This window comes from Serratia sp. Ser99 (assembly GCF_024519545.1).
Lineage (GTDB): Bacteria > Pseudomonadota > Gammaproteobacteria > Enterobacterales > Enterobacteriaceae > Serratia > Serratia liquefaciens.
Map to the genome: position 1 here is coordinate 846,333 of NZ_JALJRT010000001.1, position 8,384 is coordinate 854,716.

General features: G+C 47.7%; 11 protein-coding genes and 1 pseudogene. All 12 read left to right on the forward strand.

Translation table 11 applies throughout. The features are described 5' to 3' along the window. The first annotated feature begins 2 nt into the window (after window positions 1-2). The 12 genes and pseudogenes from NR114_RS04095 to NR114_RS04150 all read left to right on the forward strand — a co-directional run bounded on the left by NR114_RS04095 (window position 3) and on the right by NR114_RS04150 (window position 8,334). Window positions 3-860 carry a hypothetical protein gene (locus NR114_RS04095; protein WP_256814022.1) on the forward strand — a complete coding sequence of 286 codons (858 nt, stop codon included), beginning with the start codon at window positions 3-5 and terminating at the stop codon, window positions 858-860. A gap of 56 nt (window positions 861-916) precedes the next feature. Continuing rightward, window positions 917-1,315: an antiterminator Q family protein gene (locus NR114_RS04100; RefSeq protein ID WP_256814023.1), complete on the forward strand. Its 399-nt coding sequence runs from the start codon at window positions 917-919 to the stop codon at window positions 1,313-1,315. An 860-nt stretch (window positions 1,316-2,175) separates the two neighbouring features. Beyond that, a complete protein-coding gene (locus tag NR114_RS04105) occupies window positions 2,176-2,514 on the forward strand; it encodes a hypothetical protein (protein ID WP_256814024.1) in 339 nt (112 codons plus the stop codon). A gap of 270 nt (window positions 2,515-2,784) precedes the next feature. Beyond that, window positions 2,785-3,138 carry a hypothetical protein gene (locus NR114_RS04110; protein ID WP_256814025.1) on the forward strand — a complete coding sequence of 118 codons (354 nt, stop codon included), beginning with the start codon at window positions 2,785-2,787 and terminating at the stop codon, window positions 3,136-3,138. Window positions 3,139-3,220: 82 nt separating this feature from the next. Beyond that, window positions 3,221-3,466: a phage holin gene (locus NR114_RS04115; RefSeq protein ID WP_037419444.1), complete on the forward strand. Its 246-nt coding sequence runs from the start codon at window positions 3,221-3,223 to the stop codon at window positions 3,464-3,466. 8 nt (window positions 3,467-3,474) lie between these two features. After that, window positions 3,475-3,954 carry a lysozyme gene (locus NR114_RS04120; RefSeq protein WP_256814042.1) on the forward strand — a complete coding sequence of 160 codons (480 nt, stop codon included), beginning with the start codon at window positions 3,475-3,477 and terminating at the stop codon, window positions 3,952-3,954. Further along, on the forward strand, window positions 3,951-4,322 hold the full coding sequence (locus NR114_RS04125) for a hypothetical protein (protein ID WP_256814026.1): 372 nt from the start codon (window positions 3,951-3,953) through the stop codon (window positions 4,320-4,322). The genes NR114_RS04120 and NR114_RS04125 overlap by 4 nt, the downstream gene beginning before the upstream one ends. Before the next feature lie 222 nt (window positions 4,323-4,544). Further along, window positions 4,545-4,847: a hypothetical protein gene (locus tag NR114_RS04130; protein ID WP_256814027.1), complete on the forward strand. Its 303-nt coding sequence runs from the start codon at window positions 4,545-4,547 to the stop codon at window positions 4,845-4,847. 97 nt (window positions 4,848-4,944) lie between these two features. Continuing rightward, a pseudogene (locus NR114_RS04135) lies at window positions 4,945-5,198 on the forward strand (DNA polymerase III subunit theta). Between the two features lie 49 nt (window positions 5,199-5,247). After that, window positions 5,248-5,892 carry a hypothetical protein gene (locus NR114_RS04140; RefSeq protein ID WP_256814028.1) on the forward strand — a complete coding sequence of 215 codons (645 nt, stop codon included), beginning with the start codon at window positions 5,248-5,250 and terminating at the stop codon, window positions 5,890-5,892. Between the two features lie 137 nt (window positions 5,893-6,029). Then, window positions 6,030-6,629, forward strand: a complete 600-nt coding sequence (locus NR114_RS04145; protein WP_256814029.1) for an RNA polymerase subunit sigma-70 — start codon at window positions 6,030-6,032, stop codon at window positions 6,627-6,629. After that, complete coding sequence (locus NR114_RS04150; RefSeq protein ID WP_374535205.1) at window positions 6,601-8,334, forward strand: phage terminase large subunit family protein; 1,734 nt, start codon at window positions 6,601-6,603, stop codon at window positions 8,332-8,334. The genes NR114_RS04145 and NR114_RS04150 overlap by 29 nt, the downstream gene beginning before the upstream one ends. Window positions 8,335-8,384: the final 50 nt, after the last annotated feature.

An 8,384-nucleotide genomic window follows, 5' to 3' on the forward strand; every position in this document is an offset into this window, starting at 1 on the left:
TTATGAATGATGATAAAAATGAAGATAAAAAAAACTCATCTGGAATAAGTAAAGTCAAAGGTGACCTTGAAGTTAAAAGTCAATTTATTAAGCCTATGGGATCAGGTCTAGGCAGTATTCATGTAAGTACACTATATCAGCCTGGTTTTTTTCCTGTGAACATCCACTCTGTAAAAACGGATGGAGTAATAAATCTGAAGGATAATGTCGGTATTCAAGCATCTACCGAACATGATGAAAAACAGAACACTAATGACTTACTGTTGAAACAGGTTGGTATTTTACAAAATAAGCAAGCAGACTTATATAAAACTATTGAAGAGGTAAGGAGTTGGGTAGTTGATTCAAAAAATCAAAGTAACAGGTTACAAAAACAACTTGATGAAACAGTTGTAAAGTATAATGATGCCATTTCAGAATTAAATAACGTGAAAATATCAACTGGAAAGACGAAGTCGAATTTTGATGAGGAGGTAAAGGGGTTTAAAAAAGAAATTAGTGATTCAAAAAATTCTGTTTTAGGAATGATTGCACTATTTGCTTCTTTTTTCTCATTTATATCAGTATCTATTAGTGTTTTTTCTAAAGAAATGACGTTATCCTTATCTATTTCTATTGTGTTTGTCCTATGGATTTGTTTGGTTAGTTTTTTATATATCTTCATGGTTTCCTTAAAGTCTGGGGTTGATTTTTTCACTTCAAAAGGTTTCTTTGAACATTTTCTCGTGATTGCTTTCTCATTGGTTTTTGCGATGGTTACACCTCACATAGTTATAGATAAGTTATTTAAAATTGAATCTGTTCAGTTAAATCCTAACAAGGATAATGACAATGTGAAAGATAGAAGTGAACGGAAATAATAAATTCGAATAATGGTATGCGGCCATTGTAAGTTTATTAATTGTGTGGAGTAATTATGAGAGACATACAGCTAGTTCTAGAGCGTTGGGGTCAGTGGGCAAAGGACAACAGTGGTGTGGACTACTCACCAATTGCTGCCGGTTTTAAGGGCCTGTTGGCAGACACAAGCAAGAACAAACTATCCTGTTGCGATAATGATGGACTGATCATTGATGGCGCTGTTGGGCGACTGAAGAAGGTGCGGGACGAGAAGGAACTGGGTGTGATTATGCTGCATTACCGTCACGGAGTATCAAAGTCGGCGATAGCGCGTAGGTGGAAAATCTCGGAGGGTAGTGTCAGGCAGAAGCTGATGATGGCTGAAAGCTTTATCGAAGGATGCCTAGCCATGACTGGTGCGACATTGGAAATGGATGCCTGGGCACACAAATCAGTAATTTCGGCAGTCGCGTAAAATTCTGCTTTTCGTTACGAATTTTACTGTCTATTGTGATAAGAGTGGTTACGCAGTCACGTAGCTTACCCAATCAGAAACCTCGCTTCGGCGGGGTTTTGTCGTTTTTAGCCTCCTTGCCAAAACAGTCAACCACAAAGCAAACAGATCCTGTCTCTGAGTGACTTCGTAGGAAAGGGGCCATAAGTAGCAGGGATACAGTGATTTTCGACAACGAGCCAATGGATGAAAATTCCAAAATGTCTAGTTTGTTCGGAATTTTACCTAAACATTCAGTATACGAAGTGGCATAAAAGCGTGACAGGATGCGTGAGGAGGCTATTTTAAAGTTGTTGTGCGCGCAACGAAAAGACCAATTTATGAATTCACGCATAAGGACACATGCTATGAAAAATTTGTCGATTTTAGTTGTTCTATCTTCATGCCTCTTACTTCCTCTAACCGCGTCGGCGGCGTCCGGCAAGTGCTACAGCGCTAAGAACTGTTCTGGAAAAGTTTTAAGCAAAAGAGACGCGCATAACTGCAAGGTCAAGGATCGGGGCAAATCTTGGCTTAGTGATGTCACAGGCAAATGTACCAACCTGTAATCTGGCCAGTAATGCCATTTAGCGGCATTCATCATCGAAAGGCTGATTACTGATACGGTAACTATAGGGCTGCACTCCGGTGTAGCCTTTTTGCATTTCAGCCCCAGCCAACATCCGACATACACCTGCTGCATTGCTTCTGCTGTATGGCTATGTTGTGTAGGGGATAGAACTTCCCTGACCGTTGTTAATGATCTCCCTTCTCATTGTAAGGTTTGGTTGTCGCCCGATATGACGATGCGATATTCAAATAATTTACAAGGAGATATGATCATGCAAGCTGCAGAAATTCATTACTTAGACAACGGTTTCACTTTCAACATTCCTCCAGCTCCATACCGTCGCCGCATCTGTGTGCCGCTTCTGATGGCTATCGCACCTGGTGGTAAATCAAAAGCGAAGCATATGTTGGTATTCAAAGGTTCTTGGGTCACTGAGGCGAAAGCAGAAGGTGCACTTTCCCTTAATGGTGTTTCCATGCCAGCAACAGGTTGTAACTCATGGAATACGTACATTGAACCTAACCAGTCCGTATCAATTCAAGCGGTAGGTGAAAGCTCTAACGGCGGATATGTGCTGCCAAGCATTACTGTGATGATTGGTCAGGATTAACCTGAAGTTAACACCAACAAATTTTGTTTGTTCTAAAGCCTCGGTATGTCCGGGGCTTCTTGCATTTCAGCCCCAGCCAATATCTGACACATACCTGGCACACATCGTATCGCCTACTCGTTTACGGCTGGTGGCTGAACCCCATTTTTATAGTGATTACCCTGCGTTGTGCGACCTTTGAGACAACGGTCACCATGTGATGCTTAGCCTCTTAATTGATAATGTTCATGTGCTGTATATGGATACAGTATCAATTACAAGGAGCCTCACATGGCAAATCTGATTATTAGCGAAAACAACGACATTATTTTGACCCCAGAGCAAGCTAAGGCTCTTACTAAAGTTGAAGTTGCTGGGCAGTTTGAAAATGCTGTCCTGCTGAACAAATACCTTGGTCGTATGTCTGTTCCAATGGAACCAGGTACTGAATTCGATGAGGTACTGAACACCGTACCTGCATACTCGCTGGCCATCTCTGTCGAAGGGCGTTGTTTTTCTGGTGTAGGTGCTCCGACGGTATCAGCAGCAGGAGACTCCTGGGAATTCAAGTATCCATTTTACTTGCTCGAAAGTTACGCCGACCAAGTAATTACTCAACATATTCCGGTTGCGCAACCGGCATAACCAAAATAAATCAATCCCGGCTTACGTCGGGATTTTTTCGCTCATTACCCGGTACCGGGACAGAGCCCCGGAAGGGGGAGGTATGAAAATCATGCCGGAGAAAATCACCACATTCATTTCTTACTGCACCTCTGCAACTCTGGTGTGTGGAGGCAGCATTTTGCAATGGCTACATGACCTCGACTGGAATCAGGTTGCGGTAGTGGGCGGCTTTGTGATCGGTGCGATCACTGCCGTGATGAACTTTTACTTCAAGAGCCGCCAAACGAAAGCCTATGAGAAAGCCCTCAAGGCCGGATATGTCACACCACCGCCGGCGGAGGACTAAGCATGTCGATAACTGCGTCTTTAAAGAAAAAACTCAGTGCTGCTATTGCTGGTGGCGCCATGGCGATCGCCGCGGTATTAATCCCTTCGCTGGAGGGAGTTGAGTACAAACCATACCGCGATGTTGTTGGCATGATCACGGTTTGCTATGGGCACACGGGGGCCGACATCATCCCTGGCAAAACGTACACCGAAGCCGAATGTAAGGCGATGCTGAATAAAGATCTGGTGCCTTTCTCTCGTTCAGTTGAGCGTTCAGTGAAGGTGCCTGCGAGTGAATACCAGAAAGCGGCGCTGATCAGCTTCAGCTACAACGTCGGAGTTAAAGCGTTCGAGTCCTCCACTCTGCTGAAAAAGCTTAATGCTGGTGATAGCGCTGGTGCATGCGATGAAATGCGCCGCTGGAACAGGGCTGGTGGCAAGGTCTGGAATGGCTTGATGAACCGCCGTGAGATAGAGCGCGAGATCTGCAACTGGAGCCAGAAATGAACCGGGTTGCCGCAGTCATAGCCGCCATTCTGCTGCTTATCTTCATTTTGCTTGCATGGCTGTCGTTTCACTTCCACGGTAACGCGGTAAAGGCTGGTGAGCAGGTTAAGGAGCAGAAAAAGACGCTGGCGCAGCAGTCAGGACTGATTGCCACCATGCAGGAACAGGACGCCCGTAACCGCGCGCTGATGGCAGAACAACAAAAGAATAATCAGCAACTGCGCCAGCAGGGTGAACGCTACCAGAGGGCATTACGTGAAGCACTTAAAAACGATAAATGTGGGAATAGTCCTATGCCTGCCGCTGTTATTGACCTCCTGCAGCAGAACGCCGCCACCGGTACAGCAAATCATCTTGCTACCCCCTGAGTCCGTATTCATCCCATGTGAGCAACCACAATTGCAGGGTGACACCTGGGGCGATGCACTGAGCTACGCGCTGGCACTTCAGACCTCATTGCAAATCTGTGCTGGCCAGGTGGCCACGCTAAACCAATGGCGGATATCCATCGAAAGATAACGGCTTTATTCCCAATGACTGTAGGTGTAATGTTTAGTCTCCAATCTCCAACAATTGGAAAGGATGACATTATGATTTATCAAGACATTACAGCTTACTACATTACCAGTAATAAAAATGACCGCCTCGTTCGATATGAGTTAATCAAAAAGCAGAGTAATGATTATTTTGTTAAAGTTTTCGATCAACAGTCTGGTGGCATTGCTGCTCCAAAGGTAATAATTGAAATTGATGCGTTTGATATAAGCTATCAGGATTACACTGATAAGCATCTTCAAAGTGGATTTCAGACATCCGTCAAAAGTGAATCTGCTATATCCTATGAAGCGTATATCCAAAAAGTTCTTCAGGAACACAGGAACAAATTGGATTGACATGAGCCGCCTTCGGGCGGTTTTTATTACCTATCGCAGAGCAGCTTTCCGAGGCTGTTGTGTGATGATGTATAATCCTTCCCAATAGGAGGATCCCATGTCATACAACCTCGGCAATCTGCCAAAGGAAGAAATGGACAAGGTGAACGTAGACCTTGCCGCATCAAGCGTTGCGTACAAAGAGCGCATGAACCAGCCAGTGATAGCTGACCAAGTGGAGCGAGAGCAACCTGAACATCTGCGTGAATACTTCCGTGAGCGTGTGCGCATTACCGAGAGGTGAGCAAGAGGTTACCTAATGGTTCCTCGCCTGTTTATCTGCAAATGGCAGAGGCCAACGGCAAGAAGTAACAGAACATCGATAATGACCCGCTTCGGCGGGTTTTTTTATGGGGATAGCATGGCAGGTTTAAAAGAGCTGTCGGCTCAACTCCAGGGTGTGCGCAAGCAAATCCCATTTGCCACCGCGCAGGCGCTAACCAGTGTTGCCAGAAAGATAGAGGCAGCGGAGAAAACCGCGTTTAAGCGACATCTGGAGAACCCCACTCCGTTTACTGTCAACTCGGTAAAATCTTTCGGTGCCCGAAAAAGTAACCTGATGGCCAAGGTATTCGTGATGGACACCGCCGCCAGCTATCTGGAGCCATTCGAATTCGGTGGACAGCATAAGCTGAACAGCCAGGCGCTGCTTAACCCAAAGAGCATCAAACTGAATAAATTCGGCAACCTGACGCGTAACAAAATGACGCAGTTGAAGGCAAAGTCGGATGTGTTCGTTGGCGATGTAGACGGCACGAATGGCGTATGGCAGCGACGTAAAGCCAAAAAAAGGAAGAAGGGCAAGAAGCGGCGTAAGCGTTCCGCGAATGGGACACGACAGCCACGGATGAAGATACCGGCACCGAAGCTGCTGATCCAGTTCGGTGATGCATTGCCCGTTAAGCCTACGCTGGGTTACTTCGATCGGGCGCAGGCGATGGCCAATGCACTGATGCCTACAGAGCTGAGTAGGGCGATGGCCGAGGCAATGCGAAAAGCAAAGTAATCATTGCTCCCCTGGCGCCCACAGAAAAAAATGGGTCCTTCCTGGCACTTTTGTAAAGCACGGGCATTGCGCGCCGCGTTCTGCGTCTAGCTATCAACTTTTGAAATTTGGGTAACAGGTAACACCTGAGGTAACAGATGAACCAGTCAGATTTTGCCAAACTTCACGGCGTCAGCCGAAAGACGATAACGAGCTGGAAGGCCCGTGGTTGGCTGGTTCTGGCCGGAGACGACATTGACGTCGAAGCATCAAATGCGAACATAGAGCGCTTCCGAAAAACTGTTACCCGTCCTGAAAAAAAAACAGCAGGTAACAAACAGGGTAACAAAACAGGTAACAGATCCTCGGGTAACAAGTCAGGTAACAAAAACGATAAGGATCTTCCCGAGTCAGCGACGAAAACCGTCGAGCGGATGATCGCCGAGCACGGCGTGACAATGACGCTTGATGAAGCGCGCCAGATGAAAGAAAACTTCCTCGCGTTGCTTACTCAGCTCGAGTACGACATTAAATCCGGGCAGGTGCTGCCGTACAAAGACATGATTGAGGCGGTAGGTAATGAATACGCCCGCATGCGCACCCGTCTCATTGCGATTGCTCCTGAACATGGCCCCCGGTTGCGGGTGCTGGCTTCTACCACCAACGACGCGGAGTTTGTCCAGGCACTGCAGGAGGTGGTTTACGAGGCGATGGAGGAATTGAGCCTTGATACAGATAACAACCGAGGAGAGAACTAACGCTGCAGCCTGGCAGAATTTCACCGGGGCGCTGCGCCAGCGTCGATCAGATGTTCGCCCCCCAGAGCCGCTTTCACTGAGTGAATGGGCTAATAAATACGCAGTGTTGTCGAAAGAGACCAGCGCCCAAACAGGCCGCTTTCGTTCCTTCGCTTATCAGGATGGCATGATGGACGCCATTACCGATCCTACGGTGACGCAGGTTTCTGTAATGAAATCGGCGCGCGTTGGCTATACCAAGATCCTTGACCACGTTGTCGGTTATTACCTGGCGCATGATCCGTCGCCGATCCTCATCGTTCAGCCGCGTGTTGAAGATGCCGAGGACTACAGTAAAACCGAGATCGCGCCGATGTTGCGTGATACCCCGGTGCTGGCGGAAATCTGCGGTGACCAAAAAGCAAAAGACAGCAATCAGACCATCCTCAAAAAGACGTTTGCCAATGGCGCCAACCTGACGCTGGTGGGAGCGAATAGCCCTGGTGGCTTCCGTCGAATCACCTGCCGCATCATTCTTTTTGACGAAGTTGACGGTTATCCGGCCGGCGGTGCTGGCGTGGAGGGCGATCAGATTGCACTGGGTATCAAACGTTCAGAAACATTCTGGAACCGCAAGATTGCCCTGGGCTCAACGCCGACGGTCAAAGGGACCAGCCGCATTGAAAAGGCGTATGAGGAAAGCGATCAGCGCCGATATTACGTACCATGCCCGCATTGTGGTGAACATCAGGTATTGGAATGGGGCGGACCGGATACCCCTTACGGCATCAAATGGGACAAGGATGAGCACGGAGAGGGCATTCCTGAAACGGCTTATTATGTGTGCCGCCACAATGGTTGCGTGATCCACCATAACGAAAAAGCCTCAATGGTGAAGCGTGGTGAATGGAGGGCAAGCAAACCGTTTAAAGGTCATGCCGGATTCCACATTTGGGCGGGGTACAGCCTGTTCCCCAATGCTGCATGGAAATACCTGGTTGCCGAATGGTTGAGGGTTAAAAATGATCCGCTGATGCGTCAGACATTCATTAACCTGGTGTTGGGTGAACCGTATGAAGATCGCGGTGAAAAAGCGCTGAGTGAAAAACGGTTACTGGAACGCTGTGAAGTTTATGGCGCCGAGGTGGCTGACCACGTTGCGGTGTTGACGGCCGGTATTGATACCCAGGATGGGCGCTTTGAAATTGAAGTCACTGGTTGGGGGAAAAATGAGGAAAGCTGGTCTATCGCCTATGACGTTATTGAAGGTGATCTGGAAACCAATGAGCCATGGCAGCGACTGGATGCTTATTTAAAACAGATTTGGCGGCGGGCTGATGGGCGAGGGTTCACCATCATGGCGGCTTGCATGGATTCCGGTGGTCACCATACCCAAAAGGTGTACGAGTTTGCCAAAGAGCGTCTTGGTCGTCGTATTTGGGCAATCAAGGGCGAATCAGCACGCGGTGGCAAACGTTCGCCGGTTTGGCCGACGAAAAAGCCGACATCTCGCTCTAAGGCCAGTTTTAAGCCGATCATTATCGGCGTGAATGCGGCCAAGGATACCGTTCGAGGGCGTTTGCATATTGAGCCCCCCGCGCCTGGGGAACCCGCCGCAAGCTATATGCATTTCCCTGTTGATCGTGATTTGAATTACTTCAGTCAGCTATTGGCGGAGCGTTCTGTTCTTAAAGTGTCCGGTGGCCAGCGTTATCGGGTTTTGTAGTGGTCAAGTAATATTGGCCACGGTTTTACAGTAAAAACGGTATCTGTTCT